This window comes from Nesterenkonia suensis (assembly GCF_054782935.1).
Genome location: NZ_BAAGRN010000026.1, coordinates 54,298 through 71,562, shown reverse-complemented (window position 1 = coordinate 71,562; position 17,265 = coordinate 54,298). Strand labels below are relative to the sequence as shown.

Genomic DNA, 17,265 nt, shown 5'->3' with positions numbered 1-17,265 from the left:
CGGCGTTCGATGCCCTCTCAACCGGCCTCGGCAGGAACCCAGGAGGCGGCCAGACGGCGCAGGCTCACTCCGCCAGTTCGCCCGCCTGCAGCCAGGTCTCCTCCAGCTCGGCGAACTCCGCATCGACGCCGTCCAGCTCGGACTGGAGCTTCTTCAGGCGTTCGAGGTCCACGGCCTCGGAGGCGGCGGCCATGTCGTCATGCAGCTTCTGCTGGCGCTCCGCCAGCTTCTCCATCTGCTTCTCGATCCGCGCCATCTGCTTCTTCGCCTGCCGCTTCTCCGCCTCGGAGACCCCCGAGCCTCCCAGGCCACCACCAGCCGTCGTAGCGCTCGTCCCTGAGGAGCTGGAGCCGAGGGTTCCCGCCGGGACACCAGCGCCTGCAGTGTTTCCCGAGCCCCCGGTCGTACCAGAGGTCGACGTCGCCTGGAGGCTGCTCTGGGCCCGGTAGGTCCGGGTCGCCGCCCCGGGGATCGGTTCCCGGCCGGCGCGGATGCGCAGGTACTGCTCCACTCCCCCGGGCAGGGCACGCACCGCACCGTCGCCGAGCAGCGCCACCTGGTGGTCGGTCACCCGCTCCAGCAGGTAGCGGTCGTGGCTGACCACCACCAGGGTGCCGGGCCAGCCGTCGAGCAGGTCCTCCATGGAGGCCAGAGTGTCAGTGTCGAGGTCATTGGTGGGCTCGTCGAGCATGAGCACGTTCGGCTCGCCGGTGAGCAGTTTCAGCAGCTGCAGTCGCCGCCGCTCGCCGCCGGAGAGATCCCCCACCGGGGTCCACTGGCGGGCCCGGCTGAAGCCGAGGGTCTCGAGCAGCTGCGAGCCGGAGAGCTCCTTGCCGCCGACCTCGAAGACGTTCTTCTCCTCGGTCATCACCTCATGGACGCGCATGTGAGCCCGGGCACGCAGCTCTTCGACCTCCTGGGAGAGGATCGCGGTGCGGACCGTCTTGCCGCGTCTGATCCGCCCGGAGTCAGGTTCAGTGCGCCCGTCGAGCAGGTGCAGCAGCGTGGACTTGCCTGCGCCGTTGACCCCGACGACGCCGACCCGCTCCCCCGGGCCGAGCCGGAAGGTGACGTCGTCGAAAAGGACCTTCTGTCGGCCTTCGGCCTGCACGGTGAGGTCCACGTGCTCCAGGTCGAGCACATCCTTGCCCAGCCGCGCGGTGGCCATCCTCTTCAGGCTGACGGTGTCTCGCGGCTCCGGGACGTCGTTGATCAGCGCATTGGCGGCGTCGATGCGGAACTTCGGCTTCGAGGTCCGGGCGGGGGCGCCGCGGCGCAGCCAGGCCAGCTCCTTCTTCACCAGCTGCTGGCGCTTCTGCTCCTCCACTGCCGCGGACCGATCGCGTTCTGCGCGCGCCAGCGTGTAGGCCGCGTATCCGCCGTCGAAGGAGTCCACGGTGGCGTCGTGGACCTCCCACGTCAGCGTGCAGACCTCATCGAGGAACCAGCGGTCGTGGGTGACCACCAGGAACGCACCGTCATCGGCCTTCCACCGGGTCTTCAGGTGGTTCGCCAGCCAGGCGACGCCTTCGACGTCGAGGTGGTTGGTGGGCTCGTCGAGCATGAGGACGTCGTGGGCGTGCATCAGCAGCTGGGCCAGGGCGACCCTGCGGCGCTGCCCGCCGGAGAGCGCGCCGACGGGCTGCTCCCAGTCCAGACCCTCGAGCAGACCGGAGGCGATGTCTCGCATCCGGGGATCGGAGGCCCACTCATGCTCCGCCAGATCTCCGACGACGGCATTGCGGATGCTGGAGTCGCCGTCGAGGATGTCGGACTGGTCCAGGAATCCCACGGAGACGCCGCCCCGCCAGGTCACCCGGCCGGAATCGGCCTCCGCCTGGCGGGCAAGCAGGCGCATCAGGGTGGATTTGCCGTCCCCGTTGCGGCCCACGATGCCGATCCTGTCCCCGGCATCGATGCCCAGGGTGATGTCGTCCAGGACGGTGCGAGTGCCGAACGTGATGCTGAGCCCTTCGGCTCCGAGGAGATGCGCCATGCGTTAACACTTACCCCACTGGCCCGGGCTGGACCCAAACGGCCGGAAACGATCGCCTCACCCCCGGCGGCTGCGGTAGGCCGCCGCGGCCAGCCGGTTGCCGCAGGTCACCGAACAGAACCGGCGGGAGCGGTTCCGCGAGAGGTCCACCAGCACCTGCCCACAGTCCTGCGCCGCGCAGATGCGCAGGCGGTCCAGCTCCTCGGCACGGATCACGTCCACCAACGCCATAGCGGCCTCCACCGCCATGCGCCGCCACAGCGGCGCCTCGGAGGCGGTGGCGTGAAGGTGCCAGCCGAAGTCGTCATGGATGACCAGCTGCGGCAGCGCCTGCGCCTCCGCCAACCACGTGTTGACCTGTCCCACCGCCTGCTCGGTGTCCATCGACCAGACCGCGTGCAGGTCCTCCCGGAACCGGTGGACGCCCTGCAGCTCGTCGGCGTCGTGGGTGCGACTGCCGGTCCACCGCCACTGCTCCACGAACGCGTCCAGCGCGGCGACATCCGGCAGATCCTCCCGCGGCGCGGCCCCGGCGCGCCTCACCTCCGGTGCGGTGTTCACCAGGGCGGCGGCGTTGGCCAGCGCGACGTCGACATCATGGGTGAAAGTCATCTTTGTACGTGATCTCCGGGCGGTCTACCATCATTGACGTTGCTGCTCCACACCCATGATAGGAGGGCCCGTGGCGGTCCAGGTCTCCTCACGCCGACTCGCGGTCGGCCTGCTCATCGCCCTGCTCTCCGCCGTCGCCTTCGGGTCCTCCGGCGGTGTGGCGAAAGGCCTGCTGGACTCCGGCTGGTCCCCCGCCGCGGCAGTGACCCTGCGGATCCTCATCGGGGCGCTGGTGCTGCTGCCTTTCGCAGCCGTCGAGATGCGCGGCCGCTGGGAGCTGCTCCGCCGTCGTCGCACCTGGGCCCAGGTGGCGCTCTTCGGAGCCTTGGCGGTCGCCGGCTGCCAGCTGTTCTTCTTCCTGGCCGTCACCCACCTCACCGTCGGCGTCGCCCTGATGCTGGAGTACCTGGGCCCGATCCTGGTGGTGCTGTGGCTCTGGGCCGTCCGGCGCCAGGCTCCACGTGCCCTGACCCTGGCCGGCATCGGCCTGGCCCTGACCGGCCTGCTGCTGGTGCTGGACGTCTTCAGCGACGCTCAGATCAGCATGATCGGCGTGCTGTGGGGACTGCTGGCCGCCGTGGGCCTGGCGGTGTTCTTCCTGGTCGGCGCCGACGAGTCCACAGGCCTGCCCCCGCTGGCCTTCACCTCGTTGGCGATGCTGTGGGGCGCCGCCGCCCTGGCCCTGGCCGGAGCACTCGGAGCGGTCCCCTTCGAGATGACCGCCGACGACGTCCCGCTCGCCGGAGCCGTGGTCCCGTGGTGGGTTCCGGTGCTGTGGCTCGGAGTCGTCGCCGCCGGAATCGCCTACGCCACCGGGGTCATCGCAGCCCGTCGCCTGCAGGCCAAGCTCGCCTCCTTCGTGGGACTGACGGAGGTGCTCTTCGCCGTGGCCTGGGCCTGGCTGCTGCTGGGCGAACTGCCGGCGATCATCCAGCTCCTCGGCGGGCTGCTCATCCTCGCCGGCGTCGTGTGCATCCGGCTCGACGAACCCTCTCGTCCCCAGGTCGAGCTGACACTCACCGGCGAGGAGGTCACTCCCCTGAACGGTGCGTCAGCAGATGCGCCCCGGGGGCGGGGCCGCTGACCGGGATCGCCCACACCGAGGTGCGCTCCTCCAGACGCGTGGCCAGCTGCCCGGCGGATTCGGCGTCGCGGGCGAGGAACAGCACCGACGGTCCGGAGCCGGAGACCATGCCCTGCAGGGCCCCTTCCACCAGGCCGGCGTCCATCATGTCCTCCAAGGAGGGCACCATGCTCACCGCCGGCGCCTGGAGGTCATTGGCCATCAAGGAGGCGATCAGCTCCACATCAGCGGTACAGACCGCCCGCACCAGATCCGGGTCCAGCGCCGGCTCCTCAGCCTCCACGCCGGCCTCCTCTCGCATGGTGTCCAGGCGGCGATACACCTGCGGCGTGGACAGGCCGGTGTTCGACGGCACGATCACCAGATGCAGCTCTCCGCGGGCCAGGACCGGGGAGAGCTCATCACCGACCCCCTGGCCGACGGCGGCACCGCCGAGGATGGCGAAGGGCACGTCGGCCCCGAGTTCGGAGCCGATCTCCGCCAGCTGCTCCTTGGACAGGCCCGCCTCCCACAGCGCGGAGCAGGCCACCAGCGTCGCCGCGGCGTCCGCGGAGCCTCCACCCATGCCCCCGGCCACCGGAACGTTCTTGGTGATGGTGAGGTCCACTCCCCGGCGGTGCCCCAGCCGCTGGCGCAGCAGCGTCGCGGCCCGGTGGGCGAGGTTGGACTCGTCCAGTGGGATCGCCGCGGTGACCGTCTCCCCGGAGGCGGGGTCCTGGAACTGCACATCGGTGAAGGCCGAACGCTCCGAGAGGCTCACCGTGATGGCCTCATCCTCCCGCGGGGCGACACTGACCTCCTCGGTGAGCGAGACGGCCACGTAGAGGGTGGCGACGTCGTGGTACCCGTCCGGGCGCGGCGGTCCGACGCGCAGCGTCATGTTGACCTTGCCGGGCGCGACGGCGGTGACGTGTCCGAAGAATTCACTGTCCTTCATGCGCTGGTCCTCATGCACTGGTCCTCATGCTGGGTGTCTCGTCCTCCGCGTCGTGCCGTCTCTGCCGTCAGGCTGCTCCTGGTGCTCCAGCACTCTACAGTCCGGGGCTGACACCGCTTCAGATCTCGGCGTCAGGCCACAGAGTCGGGAAGCCTCCGCCGCGCCTCGGCGATGCGCGTGTAGGCACCCACGTCGAGGGTCTCGCCGCGAGCCTGGGGGTTCACTTCGGCGTCACGCAGCATCTGCTCCGCCCGGACACCGGAGCCGGCGAAGCTGGACAGCGCCGCCCGCAGCGTCTTGCGCCGCTGGGCGAAGGCGGCATCGATGACGGCGAAGACCTCGTCGCGGGTCACAGTCTCCGAGGCGGGATCCACCCGGTCGAACCGCACCAGGCCCGAGGAGATCCGCGGCTCCGGCCAGAAGACCTTCTTGCCGACCACTCCGGCCTTGCGCATCCGGGTGTCCCAGGCGGCCTTGACACTGGGCACGCCGTAGATCTTCGACCCCGGGCCGGCGCAGAGCCGGTCAGCCACCTCCTCCTGGACCATGACCAGGCCCTTGCGCAGCGAGGGCAGCACCTGCAGCAGCTCCAGCACCACCGGCACCGCCACGTTGTAGGGCAGGTTGGCCACCAGCACTTCGGGGCCGGCGTCGTCCCAGCGCAGCGTCTCCGTCTCCACACGCAGGGCGTCCTCGGGCACCACGCGCAGTGCGGCGGCCCGCTGCGGGCGCATCAGCGCCACAGTCTCGGGCAGCTGGGCGGCCAGGGCGGGGTCGATCTCGATCGCGGTGACCTTCGCCGCCTGGTCCAGCAAGCCCAATGTCAGTGAGCCCAGCCCGGGCCCCACCTCCAGGACGTGCTCGTCCCCGCGCAGCTCGGCGAGCCCGACGATGCGGCGGATGGTGTTGGGATCGATGACGAAGTTCTGCCCCCACTGTTTGGTGGGGCGGATGCCCAGGCCCTCGGCCAGGTCCCGGATGTGCGCGGCCGAGAGCAGCTCCGGAGAGGAGCCGCTCATGTCCAGTTCCCATAGGCCTGGGCGGTGTTGAGCATGACCTGTTGGCCCAGCGACTCCACCGAGGTCTGGCGGACCTCGGCCATCAGCCGCATGGTCTGCGGGATCAGATAGGGCGCGTTCGGCCGCCCCCGATGGGGGTGCGGGGTCAGGAAGGGGGTGTCGGTCTCCACCAGGATCAGCTGCGGGTCGGCGATCTCCAGGGCCTCGCGCAGGTGCGTGGCGTTCTTGAAGGTCACCGTTCCGGCGAAGGACATGTACCAGCCGTGGGCGTTGCAGATCCGGGCGAGCTCAGCGTCGCCGGAGAAGCAGTGGAACACCACGGAACGAGGCAGTTCCGGAGCGTCGCGCAGCACGGCGACGACGTCGTCATGGGCGTCGCGGTCATGGATCTGCACGGCGGTGTCCAGCTCGACGGCAAGGGCCAGGTGCCGGCGGAAGCTCTCCTGCTGGGCGGCCACCCCGTCGGCCCCGGTGCGGAAGTAGTCCAGCCCGGTCTCCCCCACGGCGACGACCTGGTCGTCACGGGCGAGCTCGGCGATCCGGGCGAAGGCGGCGTCGAACTCGCCGGCGGCGGTCAGCTCCGGTGCTTCATTGGGGTGCAGGGCGACGGCGGCCTTCAGCCGCGGGTCGGCGGCGGCCGCGGTGACGGAGAACTCGGAGGAGCTCAGATCGTAGCCCACGCAGATCGCCCCGGCCACGCCGACGGCCTCGGCGGCGTCCAGGGCTGCCTCCACGGAGACAGCCACCTGGCCGTCCCGGAAGTCCAGGTGGGCGTGGTTGTCGATCACCGGCACGTCCAGCGGCTCCGGCGCGGGCGGGTACTCCAGGCGACGACGTCGGCCGGAGTTCTCCTCGGCGGCGTCACGCACCGGCTCGCCGTCGGCGGGGGCGCGCTCGGGGTCGGGGACGTAGGCCTCCGGGGTGTGCCCGGGGACCACCGTGGTCTGCTGGCGGGATGCACTCACCTGGCGGGATTCACTCACAGCGTCCCAGCCTACTGCCCCGAGGCCGCCGGAGCTGAGCTCATCCGGTGTAGAGCGCCTCGACGTCTTCGGCGAAGTCGGCGATGACCTTGTGGCGCTGCAGCTTCATCGACGGCGTCAGGTGCCCGGAGTCCTCGGTCAGCTCCACGTCCAGAATGCGGAACTTGCGGATGGACTCGGCCCGGGAGACGGAGTCGTTGGCCTCGTCCACGGCGGCCTGCACCGCCGCGCGCACGCGCTCGTCGGCGCAGGCCTGCGGCAGACTGAGCTGAGCGATGCCCTGTTCGGCGCACCAGTCGGGCAGCGCCTCGGTGTCCAGGGTGACCAGGGCCCCGATGAACGGCCGGTCATCACCGACGACGACGGCCTGGGCCACCAGCCGGTGGGCGCGGATGGTCTCCTCCAGGGGTGCGGGGTGGACGTTCTTGCCCCCGGCGGTGACCAGCAGCTCCTTCTTGCGTCCGGTGATGAACAGGAACCCGTCGGCGTCAAGGGCGCCGAGGTCCCCGGTGCGGAAGAAGCCGTCGACGAAGGCCTCCTCGGTGGCGACCGCGTTCTGGTGGTAGCCGTCGAAGACCACCGGCCCGGAGAGCAGGACCTCGCCGTCGTCGGCGATGCGGACTGCTGCGCCGGGCACCGGAAGCCCGACGGAACCGATGCGGGTGGCTCCGGGGATGTTCAGGGTGATCGGGGCAGTGGTCTCGGTCAGCCCGTAGCCTTCCTGGACCGGGACCCCGATGCCGGTGAAGAAGTGGGCGATCTCGTCGTTCAGCGGGGAGGCCCCGGAGATCATGTACTCCGCGCTGCCGCCGAGCCGGGCGTGGAGCTTGGAGTACACCAGCTTCGAGAACAGCGCCCGGCGGGCCTTCAACGCCGCGGAAGGTCCGGACCCGCGGCCGGCGGCGGCCTCATCGAGGGCTCGCGAATACTCCACGGCGGTGCGTCGGGCGGCCTCGAAGATCCGCCCCTTCCCGGAGGCCTCCGCGGCGGCGGCCGCGCCGTGATAGACCTTCTCGAAGACCCGTGGGACCCCCAGCAGCCAGCGGGGCCGAAAGCTGGCCAGATCCTGCGGCAGGGTGGCGGTGCTGGGGCTGTGGGCCACCTGCACCCCGCGGTGCAGGCAGGTCAGCTGCACCGCCCGGGCCAGCACGTGGGCCAGCGGCAGGAAGATCAGCGTGCGCGAGGTGTGGTCACCGACGATCTCGCGGACGAAGGGGATCAGGTTCGCCGCCCCCTCGGCCAGGTTGCGGTGGGTGATGCGCACCCCCTTGGGGCGTCCGGTGGTGCCGGAGGTGTAGACCAGGGTGGCGACGTCGTCGAGGCCGGCTGCGGTGCGGGCGCGTTCCAGGGCGCCGTCGTCGATGATGCGGCCGTGGTCGGCGATGGCCTCCAGGTCGTGGTGGGTGCGCATGCCCCGGACGGGGATCCGGGCAAAGCTGCCGGCGGGGCTCCCTCCGGGGGACTCGTCTCTGGCGGTGCCGTCATCGGTGCTCTCGCCATCGCGGCCGTGGCCGAGCGCGGCACGGACGGTGGCGCTGATCTCCTCACTGCCGGTGAGCGCCAGCGCCGCGCCGGAGTCCTCGAGCAGATCGGCCACCTGCCGTGGGGAGCTGGTCTCATAGATCGGCACCGAGACGGCCCCGGCGAACCAGATGGCTTGGTCCACCACGGCCCAGGAGTAGCAGGTCGGTGACATCACGGCCACCCGCTGACCGGGTTCGATCCCGAGGCCGATCAGGCCTTTGGCCACGGCCCGCACCTGCTCCACGAAACTGCGGATGGAGACGTCCACCCAGCCGCCGGAGCCGTTGGGGACCGCATAGACCGGACGCTCGGGCGAAGCCTCCGCCAGGGCCAGAACCCCGTCGGTGACGTTGATGCGCGGGTCCAGCTGCACGACCTGTTCGGTGGTGGCTTCGGTGAGGGGTTCGGTGAATGTCACGGCAGACACTATAACGGTGCAGAGGGGCCTGGATGTGAGCTGAACGACAAAGTTACTTTCGAGTAGAACTGGGGTCGCGGCGCCCCGGACCATGCCCCTGCCGACTCAGACCCAGGACGGCAGCCACATGCGCAGCCGCCACTGCTCGTAGGTGATCGTCTCCCCGGTCCACAGCGGCAGGAAGAAGATCGACACCGCCGCACACAGCAGCAGGAAGCACAGCACCACCACCGTGTTCCGTCGTCTGTTCGCCCGGCTCTCCCGGCTCTCCTCGGCGGAGACACGCGCGGGGTCGGCGCCGGCGCGCAGCACCAGTGCGGCCACCGCCACCACGGAGAGGATGAGGAACGGGTGGTAGGCGATGGTATAGAAGAAGAACATGGTGCGGTCCGGGAACAGCAGCCAGACGGCGAAACCGCCGGCATAGCCGGACAGGATCGCCCCGTACCGCCAGTCCCGTCGCCCCAGCCACAGGGCGAGCACCAGCACCAGGGCGATGAGCCCGACCCACCAGATCACCGGATTGGCCAGGTCCAGGATGGCCTGGGAGCAGCGTGAAGCGGCACAGCCGGCCTCCCCCGAGTCGAAGGACTGGTAGTGGAAGGACACCGGCCGTCCCATGAACAGCCAGGTCCACGGCGTGGAGGCGTAGTCGTGGCCGGCGTCGAGCCCTGTGTGGAAGTCCGTGGCCGCCAGGTGGTACTGCCACAGCGAGCGCACCGGGCCGGGCACCAGGGCACCGAGCCCCTCGGGCGGGTGGCTCTCATGCCACAGGCGCCCCCACCCGGTCGACGAGCGCAGCCAGCCCGTCCAGCTGGCCAGATAGGTCCCCGCGGCCACCGGCAGCACGGTGACGACGGCGAGCGCGGCGTCCCGAACCCCGGCCACGCCCCATCGTGGTGCCCCGACTGCGCGACGGGCCTGCAGGTCCCAGAGGATCACCAGGACCCCGAAGACGGCGAGGAAGGCCAGTCCGGAGAGTTTCACCGCCGCTGCCGCGCCGAGCAGCGCCCCGGCGAGCAGCCGCCAGGGCCGCCAGGCCAGCCGGGTCGCGGGACCGGAGTCGGCCAGCCGTCGTCGCCCGTGGTATCGGTCAGCCAGCAGGGCGCCGAAGGCCGCCAGCACGAAGAGCATCAGGAAGATGTCCAGCAGTGCGACCCGACTCATCACCAGGTGGTGACCGTCGATGGCAGTGAGCGTCCCGGCGAGGCCACCGAGCAGCACGGAGCGGAACATCCGTTGGGCGATCAGCGCCACGAGAAGCACCGCCAGTGTGCCGGCCACGGCGGCGGAGATCCGCCACCCGGCGGCCGACTCCACGCCGAGGACCTGGATGCCCAGTGCGATGAGCCATTTGCCCAGCGGCGGGTGCACCACATAGGCCGGCTCCCCGGTGGGTGCCGGGTCCCCGGCCAACCAGGCCTCGTCGGCGCCGTCGGGCCAGACCAGCTCGTGGCCGGCGAGCAGCAGCGCGTAGGCGTCCTTGGCGTAGTAGGTCTCGTCGAAGATCAGCTCATGCGGGTGACCGAGTCCCGGCAGGCGCAGCCCGGCGGCGAGCAGCGTGACCAGTGCGGGGATGATCCAGCCGAGCGGCCCGGGGCGGAAGGGCTCGACGCCGAGGCGACGACGCCGCAGGGCCGGATCGCCGGGGGACACACCGGTGAGGTGCGCGGCGGAAGTGCGTCGCCTGGTCAGAGTTCCGTCCACTCTGGGTATGCTACGTGACCGACCCATGTCCCCAGCAGAGAGTCGGTCACCATGGCGTCCCACGCCCCTTCCTCCCCCGATCCGGCCTCCTCCCCAGCTCTGGCTCCTCTCCCCGGCGGGCTCTGGGACGTTCCGGTGGTGCTGGCCGCGACCCCGATCGGCAATCTCTCGGATGCCACCGCTCGGCTGCGCGCCCTGCTGGAGACCGCAGAGATCATCGCCGCCGAAGACACCCGCCGCGCCCGTCACCTGTGCCAGGCCCTGGGAGTCTCGGTGACCGGCCGGGTGGTGAGCCTGCATGAGCACAATGAGGCCTCCCGCGCCGAGGAGCTGGTGGCCGAGGCGGCTGCGGGCGCCCGGGTGCTGGTGATCTCCGACGCCGGCATGCCCGGGGTCTCGGACCCTGGCTTCCGGCTGGTGGCCGCCGCGATCGCCGCCGACGTCGGCGTCACTGCGGCGCCGGGGGCCTCAGCGGTGACCACTGCGCTGGCGCTCTCCGGCCTGCCGACTGATCGGTTCACCTTCGCCGGGTTCCCGGCCCGCAAGGGGGTGGAGCGCCGTCGGCTGCTGCAGCGGCTGGCCGGTGAGCAGTGGACCACGGTGCTCTTCGAGTCTCCGCACCGGACGGCCGCGACCGTGGCGGAGCTGGCCGCGGCCCTGGGGGCGGAGCGCCCGGCGGCGGTCTGCCGGGAGCTGACCAAGAAGCATGAGGAGATCCTCCGCGGGACCCTCGGGGAGCTGGCCGAGCTGCTGGCCGACCGAGAGGTCCGTGGCGAGGTGGTGCTGGTGGTCGGCGGCGCCGGGGACGCCGTCGAGGAAGCGACCGCCGAGGAGCTGGCCGCAGAGGTGCTACGCCGGGTGGAGGCCGGTGTGAAGCTCAAGGTCGCTGCCAAGGAGGTGGCCGCTGATCGTGGGATCAGCGCCCGGGAGCTCTACGACGCCGCCCTGTCCCTCAGAGGTGAGACCACGCGTCGCCGATGATGTCCTCCAGGCTGTGTTGCGGCGCCCAGCCGAGGACGTCCCGGGCCTTCTGTCCGGAAGCCACCAGCGTGGCGGGATCCCCGGAGCGGCGCGGGTGCTCTTCCACCGGCACGGTACGCCCGGTGACCCGTTCGACGGCGTCGATCACCTCCCGCACCGAGGACCCCACTCCGGTGCCGAGGTTGAAGATCTCATGGGTGCCGGGCTGGACCCACTCCATGGCCTGCAGGTGGGCAGCGGCCAGGTCCAGGATGTGGATGTAGTCGCGCACTGCGGTGCCGTCGGGGGTCGGATAGTCGGTACCGAAGAGCTTGGCCGTGCCGCCGTGGCCGGCGGCGGCCTTCAGCAGGTTCGGGATCAGATGGGTCTCCGGATCGTGCCGCTCGGCGAGCCCGTCGCTGGCGCCGCCGACGTTGAAGTAGCGCAGGCTGACCGCGGCCAGGCCGTGCGCTGCGGCCTCGGCGGTGAGCATGTGGTCGATCGCCAGCTTGGAGGCCCCGTAGGGGTTGATCGGCGCGGCCGGGTGGTCCTCGGAGATGGTCTCGGTGACCGGGTTGCCGTAGACGGCGGCGGTGGAGGAGAAGACCATGCGCTTGACTCCGGCGTGACGCATCGCATCGAGCAGGTCCAGGGAGGCGACGACGTTGCCGTGCCAGTACCGCTCCGGGTGCTCGACGGACTCGCCGACCAGCGACTTCGCCGCGAGATGGATGACGGCGTCGACACTGGGGTCCAGCACCTCGGCCGCCTCGGCGAGGCTGCCCTGGTGCCAGGTCGCGTCGGGGAGGACGGCATTGGCATGGCCTTTAGAGAGGTCGTCAAGGACGATCACCTCGTGGTCGGCACGCAGCAGCTGCTGGGCCACGACGCTGCCGATGTAGCCGGCGCCGCCGGTCACCAGGACCTTCATGCGTGCTCTCCTCCGGGTCGTCGTCGCCTGCCCGTCACAGGTCCTGGCAGGACTCTACACAAGAATCCCTGAAATCAACAGATTGCTACATTTTCCAACTATCATCACCAGGCCGAACCACGCTCGCGTCCATGTCCCGCGGACCCGTGGCGGTCGAACAGGAAGGTCACCACACGAGGCACATGCATCGCCCGTGACGTCGTCACGACTCGTCCCGACATTGGCCCTGCCACCAGGGGCGGAGCCGAATCCCTGGCGGTCGCTTGTCTCATACCCACTGAAGAGGAGTCCCCACTGACGAAGACCTCGGGACACAGGCCCACTCCTCGGACGGAAACCACGGAAGCTCCCCAGTCGACGAGGCGAATGTGACTGGACATGCCAGAACCAACGACGAGCCGCACCGGTACGGCTACGTGGACAGAGATGCGCAGCACCTCCACAATCTGGTGCAGATCATGGGGACGACGATATGGACAGCATCGTCATGCCAGACGCGCATTACCAGGGAGTGGAGATGGGGGGGGGGATGGGAGCAGCGTCTCGCACCACCAGGAAGGTGGCGAAGAGATCGTGGTGGATTGGAGTGCGGGCCTCACCTATGCGGAGCAGGTCGAGGAGATCGGGCTGACGCCGAACAGCGGGGTCCGGGAGACCTATGACCAGGGCCAGAATCCTCCGCTGTCAGTTGCTGGTGGGCAGGAGGAGTCTGGGCGGCTTGTCATCATCAGGCAGCTCAAGCCGGGGGCCGAGATCACGGCGGTCTTCTCGACTCGGCATTCCGACGATGAGTCGATGGATCAGGCCCAGGAGGCGAACGGGGATGACTGAGGGGTACGGGGACGGCGCACTGAATTGTGCGTCGGAGGGGAGAAACCGGCACACCCGGGACATACGGGCGCGGGTGCTGACGCTGTTGGCCGGGACACTGATCGTGGCGGGCTGTGGGGGCGGATCACCAGAAACTGGTCGCCCGGAGAGCGGTGACGGTGGTGGGGACGGCTCCTCCGGCGACTTGATCGATGTGGAGTGCGGTCTGACCCATCAGGAGCAGATGGCTGAGCTGGAGATCGTGGTGGAGGTGATGCGGGAGTACTTCGGGGACGACGTGGCGACCATCGGTGGCGAACCTTGGAGCGCGGTGCTCCACGAGGCCAAGATCTCACCGCACCCCCGGGGGAATGACGTCTATCGGCATCGCGTGGGGTTCGATGTGCCGTTCGGTGATCTGGAGGAGACCTACGAGGTGGCGGAGGAGATCGCGGAACGCCTGGGGTTGAGCGAGAACTCCGGCAACACGCAGGGGATCTCCGAGCACGAGAAGATCTACTACGGTGCGGGGTTTGCTGAAGGGCGCGCCTTTGTGATCGCGTCCACGATCTCTGGCGATGGATTCCGTGCCTTCTATCGGACGCGATCATCGGATGATCCGAGCATGGTTGAAGCGGCCGAACGATACCTTGAGAAGCGCCGTCAGGAACGCGAAGAAGAGCAGGGCACAGGTCCTCCTCGGGTGGAGGATATTGATGATCCGTTCGATGATGACACGGCGGAGTAGCCCGAATCATTGACTGCCTCGTGGATCACCCATGAGGGTGCATCAGGTGCCGCGATCTTCTCGTGTCCAGCGGATCACACGTGATGGATGCGGCCAGACTCCGGAGCCCCCGGCCGGCTCCTCGACGACGTGCCGTGCCTCCATTTTCACGCCGGACCCGCCGACGGTGACGCACGGTGAACAGATCAGGCCCGCGCCCAGATGACGGGGCACGCCTTGATGGGCGCGGTCCGATGGGTCTCGGCGATGGTTTCGATGACCGGTCTGCCGTGGATGGCGGCGGGGCACGCTCTGTGCCGGGCAGGCTTCCCGAGAGCGGAGGTCGGCGCGACGGAGCACCTTGGATCTCGCCGGTGGCGGGGACCATCTGCGCCCGGACCTCAGCGGGACCGATGTGTACCACCGACGCTCAGACGAGCCCTCACCGAGCATCTGGTGCACCGGGGTCTCAACGCCCTACCGGGCGTACCCGCCGATCAGTAGACTGAGAGCGACCAGGGTCGTCGCCCGGGCCGGCTGGCTCTTCGACGACCTCCGGAGCGGCAGCGACGCCGCATCAGGAGGACCGCCCGACCGATCGTCCTCGCTGAGGCGTCCGCCGCCGTCTCGTTGTTGCCTCTCCGCAGTGTCGACGGTGAAGACACCGTCGTGCTGTCCCTCCTGTGCTTTCTTCCATACCGGGCGGCGCCAGCCCCCGGCCGGACCACCGCGACGCCCCAGGAGATGCTCACATGCCGCAGGACCCCGCGACCGCTTCCGCTCTGATCATCGGCGAGGCGCTCGTCGACGTCGTCACCGACGCCTCAGGACACCAGGAGGACCATCCTGGGGGCAGCCCGATGAACGTGGCCGTGGGGCTGTCCCGCCTGCAGGTCCCCACCATCCTGGCGACCCATATCGGCGACGACGCCCACGGCGCGCTGATCACCGACCACCTGACGCAGTCCGGGGTCATCGTGTTCCGGGTGGGTCCGAACACGACGGCCACCTCCACGGCGCATGCGGTCCTCGACGCCGACGGCGCAGCCAGTTACACCTTCGATGTCACCTGGGAGCCGGGTCCCCTCGAGGTGGACACCCCGGAACTGATCCACACCGGGTCGCTGGCCACCTGCCTGACTCCCGGAGCCGACGTCGTCGAGGAGACCCTGCGTGAAGCCCCGGCCGGGACGCTGGTGTCCTTCGACCCCAATGTCCGCCCCTCGCTGGCACCGTCCCGGGAGGCGCTCCGCGACCGGGTGGAGAGCATCGCGGGGCTCGCGCACGTGGTGAAGATGAGCGACGAGGACGCCGCCTGGCTGCACCCGGAGGAGAGCCTGGAGCAGATCGTCGACCGGTACCGCGGCCAGGGGGGGGGTGGGGTGTTCGTGCTGACTCGGGGTGCCCACGGCTGCACGATCGGCACCCGGGAGTGGGTCGTGGATCTGCCCGCGGCCGCGACCGAGGTCGTCGACACCATCGGCGCCGGGGACGCCTTCATGTCGGGGCTGCTCTTCGCGCTCGTGTCCTCTGGGCAGGCCCAGGCGCTGACCCGGGGCGGCGGCGAGCGGGCGGACCTGGAGGAGTGTGCACGGGTCGCATTGCGCAGTGCGGCGGTGACGGTGTCCCGGGCGGGCGCGAATCCGCCCTCGCGCCAGGAGCTCGTCGGCGGCTGACCGCCACACCTGGCGTGTGGCCGCCCAGGGCGGCGTCCCAGCTACGCTGGTGGCATGAGCGAGACGGCGGAGGCCAAACAGCAGGTGAGAGCCAGGATCCGCGCCGCGCGTCGGGCCCTGGACGAGGAGTCACGACGCCGGTTGGGCCAGCAGATCTCCCAGGTCCTGACACGCGGTGCCTCGGTGGGATCGCCCGGGGCAGACTTCTCCCGCGTGGCGGCGTATCTGCCGATGCCGACTGAACCGGATGTGCGCGACTTCCTGGCCCACCATCTGGTCCATGACGGCACCGTGTTCCTGCCCCGCGTGTCCGAACAGGAGGAGCCCCACCTGGAGTGGGTGCAGTGGACACCGGATGCCCCGACCAGGCGGCACCGGGTGCTGCCGTTGGATGAGCCGGAAGGCCCGGGGCAGGAGATCGAGCAGGTGGTGGATGAGGGACCCCTGCTGATGCTGCTCCCAGCACTTGCGGTGGACACTGCGGGGCGCCGACTGGGTCAGGGCGGCGGATACTATGACCGGCTCTTCTCCCGGCTGCGGGCCTCAGAGCGGCTGGCTGAGGTCGTCGCCTGGGCGGTGGTGGGCCCCGGGGAGGTGCTCGAGCCAGGCACCTTCCCCGTGGAGGAGCATGATCTGCGGGTCGAGGCCGCGGTGACCCCTGACGGTCTGCGCCGCTTCTCCCCCGCCCCCGGCACCTGAGGGTCTGCCAGGAGGTGGGACTCGGGTAGGTGTGGAGGCGGTATAGAATGGGTGCTCGGCAGATGTCCACGCGGTCGCCCCTGCGCTGGGGGCGGGCCGCCTGTCCCCACCGACCGAGGAATCCGATGCCCACCTATTCGTACGCCTGCAAGGACTGCGCCCACGCCTTCGACATCGTCCAGTCGTTCACCGACGATTCGCTGACCGCGTGCCCGGAATGCTCCGGGACCCTGCGCAAGAAGTTCGGCAGCGTCGGCGTGAGCTTCAAGGGTTCGGGCTTCTACCGGACCGACTCCCGCGCCGCGGCCAGCTCCAGCACCGGCTCCTCGGGCGACTCCTCGAGTTCGTCCACCTCCTCGAGTTCGTCCACCTCCTCAAGTTCGTCCACCTCGTCCAGCTCCTCCAGCTCCTCGGCGACCAAGGCACCGGCCGCCGCCGGGGCAGACTGAGCCCCACCGGCCAGGGCACCGCGAAGGGCACAGGAGCTCACGGAGGGCGTCGCGCAGCTCGTCCCCTCACCCCACCAGGCTCAGGTGGAGGCGCCCCTGGTGAGCGGCCTGGGCGATGTCCTGCGCCGTGGAGGGATCGACGCCGATGACCACCACCTGCCCGCCGTCACCGGCCTGAGGGAACCAGTCGTCCCCGTCGCCGGTGGGCGTCCACAGCACCGGGGCGCTGCGCGCCACCGTCCGGGACGAGGTGCCTTCCTCCAAGGACTCCGCCGAGAGGATCACATCCACCTGCTGACCGGGAGTGAGCATCCCCACCAGCGCAGTGTCCGCCGGACGCACCGGCACCGCCACGTGCCCCTCCGGCTGTCCGGCCAGCAGGCCCGGGCCCACCAACAGCGAGGGCAGCACCACCGCACCGGAACGCAGCGGCACCGCCGCCTGACCGCCCACCAGCTCGTCGACGCCGACCGGCTCCCCTGCCGGGACCGCCTCCGCGTCCACGCGCACCTCTTCGAGCATCGCCGCGGTCAGCTCCTCCCCCACCGCGACATCCTGGGTGAGGCGGACCGCGATGACCAGCTCCCCTCGAGACTCCACCCCGGCGAGCAGCCCCGCTCCCACCGCGCAGAGCCCGCACAGCACCGCCAGCGGGATCCGCAGCCGCCGGACCCAGAGACCCAGGGCGGTGCCGCGCAGACGCCGGGCCACCCGCGGTGGACGATGCCGCTCA

Annotated in this window: 16 protein-coding genes and 1 pseudogene; 7 read left to right on the top strand and 10 right to left on the bottom strand. The window is 70.2% G+C overall.

Annotated features, from left to right (window positions below; all coding sequences use genetic code 11):
• Positions 1-64: 64 nt before the first annotated feature.
• Positions 65-1,996, bottom strand: a complete 1,932-nt coding sequence (locus ACYVKI_RS14260; protein ID WP_460691027.1) for an ABC-F family ATP-binding cassette domain-containing protein — start codon at positions 1,994-1,996, stop codon at positions 65-67.
• Positions 1,997-2,053: 57 nt separating this feature from the next.
• Positions 2,054-2,608 (bottom strand): CGNR zinc finger domain-containing protein, encoded by a 555-nt coding sequence (locus tag ACYVKI_RS14255; RefSeq protein ID WP_460691026.1) that lies wholly within the window; start codon positions 2,606-2,608, stop codon positions 2,054-2,056.
• Positions 2,609-2,678: 70 nt separating this feature from the next.
• On the opposite strand from ACYVKI_RS14255, the gene ACYVKI_RS14250 reads away from it, so the two are divergent.
• Positions 2,679-3,692, top strand: coding sequence for an EamA family transporter (locus ACYVKI_RS14250; RefSeq protein WP_460691025.1), 1,014 nt, complete (start codon positions 2,679-2,681; stop codon positions 3,690-3,692).
• Here ACYVKI_RS14250 and ACYVKI_RS14245 read toward each other — a convergent pair.
• The 5 genes from ACYVKI_RS14245 to ACYVKI_RS14225 form a co-directional block, all read right to left on the bottom strand.
• Complete coding sequence (locus ACYVKI_RS14245; protein ID WP_460691024.1) at positions 3,640-4,629, bottom strand: 4-(cytidine 5'-diphospho)-2-C-methyl-D-erythritol kinase; 990 nt, start codon at positions 4,627-4,629, stop codon at positions 3,640-3,642. The two genes, ACYVKI_RS14250 and ACYVKI_RS14245, sit on opposite strands and share 53 nt — an antisense overlap.
• Before the next feature lie 131 nt (positions 4,630-4,760).
• Positions 4,761-5,648 (bottom strand): 16S rRNA (adenine(1518)-N(6)/adenine(1519)-N(6))-dimethyltransferase RsmA, encoded by an 888-nt coding sequence (rsmA, locus tag ACYVKI_RS14240; protein ID WP_460691023.1) that lies wholly within the window; start codon positions 5,646-5,648, stop codon positions 4,761-4,763.
• Complete coding sequence (locus ACYVKI_RS14235) at positions 5,645-6,586, bottom strand: TatD family hydrolase (protein WP_460691060.1); 942 nt, start codon at positions 6,584-6,586, stop codon at positions 5,645-5,647. Before ACYVKI_RS14235 ends, rsmA begins: the two co-directional genes overlap by 4 nt.
• A gap of 85 nt (positions 6,587-6,671) precedes the next feature.
• Positions 6,672-8,573 carry an AMP-dependent synthetase/ligase gene (locus ACYVKI_RS14230; RefSeq protein WP_460691022.1) on the bottom strand — a complete coding sequence of 634 codons (1,902 nt, stop codon included), beginning with the start codon at positions 8,571-8,573 and terminating at the stop codon, positions 6,672-6,674.
• Between the two features lie 105 nt (positions 8,574-8,678).
• The gene (locus tag ACYVKI_RS14225; RefSeq protein ID WP_460691021.1) at positions 8,679-10,280 is read right to left on the bottom strand and encodes a dolichyl-phosphate-mannose--protein mannosyltransferase; all 1,602 of its coding nucleotides are present in this window, start codon (positions 10,278-10,280) and stop codon (positions 8,679-8,681) included.
• 51 nt (positions 10,281-10,331) lie between these two features.
• Between ACYVKI_RS14225 and rsmI the strand changes: the two genes are divergently transcribed.
• The gene (gene rsmI / locus ACYVKI_RS14220; RefSeq protein WP_460691020.1) at positions 10,332-11,261 is read left to right on the top strand and encodes a 16S rRNA (cytidine(1402)-2'-O)-methyltransferase; all 930 of its coding nucleotides are present in this window, start codon (positions 10,332-10,334) and stop codon (positions 11,259-11,261) included.
• On the opposite strand, the gene galE is transcribed toward rsmI, so the two are convergent.
• Entirely contained in the window at positions 11,233-12,171 is a 939-nt protein-coding gene (galE, locus tag ACYVKI_RS14215) for a UDP-glucose 4-epimerase GalE (protein WP_460691019.1), read from the bottom strand. The two genes, rsmI and galE, sit on opposite strands and share 29 nt — an antisense overlap.
• A 573-nt stretch (positions 12,172-12,744) precedes the next feature.
• On the opposite strand from galE, the gene ACYVKI_RS14210 reads away from it, so the two are divergent.
• The 5 genes and pseudogenes from ACYVKI_RS14210 to ACYVKI_RS14190 all read left to right on the top strand — a co-directional run.
• Entirely contained in the window at positions 12,745-13,002 is a 258-nt protein-coding gene (locus ACYVKI_RS14210; RefSeq protein WP_460691018.1) for a hypothetical protein, read from the top strand.
• A 223-nt stretch (positions 13,003-13,225) separates the two neighbouring features.
• Positions 13,226-13,729 carry a hypothetical protein gene (locus tag ACYVKI_RS14205; RefSeq protein ID WP_460691017.1) on the top strand — a complete coding sequence of 168 codons (504 nt, stop codon included), beginning with the start codon at positions 13,226-13,228 and terminating at the stop codon, positions 13,727-13,729.
• 731 nt (positions 13,730-14,460) lie between these two features.
• Positions 14,461-15,384, top strand: a complete 924-nt coding sequence (locus tag ACYVKI_RS14200) for a carbohydrate kinase family protein (protein WP_460691016.1) — start codon at positions 14,461-14,463, stop codon at positions 15,382-15,384.
• 54 nt (positions 15,385-15,438) lie between these two features.
• Entirely contained in the window at positions 15,439-16,083 is a 645-nt protein-coding gene (locus tag ACYVKI_RS14195; RefSeq protein WP_460691015.1) for a 5-formyltetrahydrofolate cyclo-ligase, read from the top strand.
• 47 nt (positions 16,084-16,130) lie between these two features.
• A pseudogene (locus tag ACYVKI_RS14190) lies at positions 16,131-16,349 on the top strand (FmdB family zinc ribbon protein); the annotation flags it as partial.
• A 14-nt stretch (positions 16,350-16,363) separates the two neighbouring features.
• Here ACYVKI_RS14190 and ACYVKI_RS14185 read toward each other — a convergent pair.
• Together ACYVKI_RS14185 and cpaB are read right to left on the bottom strand one after the other, a co-directional pair.
• The gene (locus ACYVKI_RS14185) at positions 16,364-16,573 is read right to left on the bottom strand and encodes a hypothetical protein (RefSeq protein ID WP_460691062.1); all 210 of its coding nucleotides are present in this window, start codon (positions 16,571-16,573) and stop codon (positions 16,364-16,366) included.
• Positions 16,574-16,598: 25 nt separating this feature from the next.
• Positions 16,599-17,243, bottom strand: coding sequence for a Flp pilus assembly protein CpaB (cpaB, locus tag ACYVKI_RS14180; RefSeq protein WP_460691014.1), 645 nt, complete (start codon positions 17,241-17,243; stop codon positions 16,599-16,601).
• Positions 17,244-17,265 lie beyond the last annotated feature (22 nt).

Bases quoted from the DNA above. Each gene is read 5' to 3' on its own strand.
- rsmI (WP_460691020.1), top strand. From the start codon at position 10,332: ATGGCGTCCCACGCCCCTTCCTCCCCCGATCCGGCCTCCTCCCCAGCT.
- rsmA (WP_460691023.1), bottom strand. From the start codon at position 5,648: ATGAGCGGCTCCTCTCCGGAGCTGCTCTCGGCCGCGCACATCCGGGAC.
- ACYVKI_RS14245 (WP_460691024.1), bottom strand. From the start codon at position 4,629: ATGAAGGACAGTGAATTCTTCGGACACGTCACCGCCGTCGCGCCCGGC.
- ACYVKI_RS14195 (WP_460691015.1), top strand. From the start codon at position 15,439: ATGAGCGAGACGGCGGAGGCCAAACAGCAGGTGAGAGCCAGGATCCGC.
- ACYVKI_RS14260 (WP_460691027.1), bottom strand. From the start codon at position 1,996: ATGGCGCATCTCCTCGGAGCCGAAGGGCTCAGCATCACGTTCGGCACT.
- ACYVKI_RS14200 (WP_460691016.1), top strand. From the start codon at position 14,461: ATGCCGCAGGACCCCGCGACCGCTTCCGCTCTGATCATCGGCGAGGCG.
- ACYVKI_RS14205 (WP_460691017.1), top strand. From the start codon at position 13,226: ATGGCTGAGCTGGAGATCGTGGTGGAGGTGATGCGGGAGTACTTCGGG.
- ACYVKI_RS14255 (WP_460691026.1), bottom strand. From the start codon at position 2,608: ATGACTTTCACCCATGATGTCGACGTCGCGCTGGCCAACGCCGCCGCC.
- galE (WP_460691019.1), bottom strand. From the start codon at position 12,171: ATGAAGGTCCTGGTGACCGGCGGCGCCGGCTACATCGGCAGCGTCGTG.